A 585-nucleotide genomic window follows, 5' to 3' on the forward strand; every position below is an offset into this window, starting at 1 on the left:
TGTTTTTGCCGGAGGGAATGTAACGTCCGGAACGGGATCTACCGCTCCGAACAAAAATCTCTGTGCCTCTTCCACCTGTGTGAATGCATCGGGAGTGCCGAATGTAGTAAATGCCGGAGGAGCTGCCGATATCGGTGGTGACCAGGGCCAGGGCATCGGAACTTCCCAGAACAGCGGTATTCAGCCACCGGGATGTTCAAGCTGCTACAAGCCGTCGGTGACTTCCGGAACGACCCTGAATACCAATGCCGGTATTTCGGCACTGGGAAGGGCAGGAACCAGCGGAGACAACTGGCCGATGGTAAGGAAAGGGGCCTGGACCGCCCTGGAAGCCAAAACCAAAGGAATGGTGGTCAACCGGGTGGCTTTCGACAATACCGGGAACCCCATAGGGATCGCTTCAGCCAATTTCGTGGAAGGGATGATGGCTTACGATACGACCAACAACTGCCTTAAAGTGTATACCACAAAGGACAACGGAACCACCTACGGATGGTACTGCATGGAAAACCAGGCCTGTCCTGACTGATTTAAATCAAGCAAAACGGAAATTTAAATTTTAAAAAATGAAAAAAGCAATCAATA

General features: G+C 51.3%; 1 pseudogene. It reads left to right on the plus strand.

What is annotated here, in order from left to right:
• Nucleotides 1–529 (plus strand): annotated as a pseudogene (locus CHA01nite_RS20725) (hypothetical protein); the annotation flags it as partial.
• Nucleotides 530–585: the final 56 nt, after the last annotated feature.

It is taken from the genome of Chryseobacterium hagamense (genome assembly GCF_007991455.1).
Classification (GTDB): Bacteria; Bacteroidota; Bacteroidia; order Flavobacteriales; family Weeksellaceae; genus Chryseobacterium; species Chryseobacterium hagamense.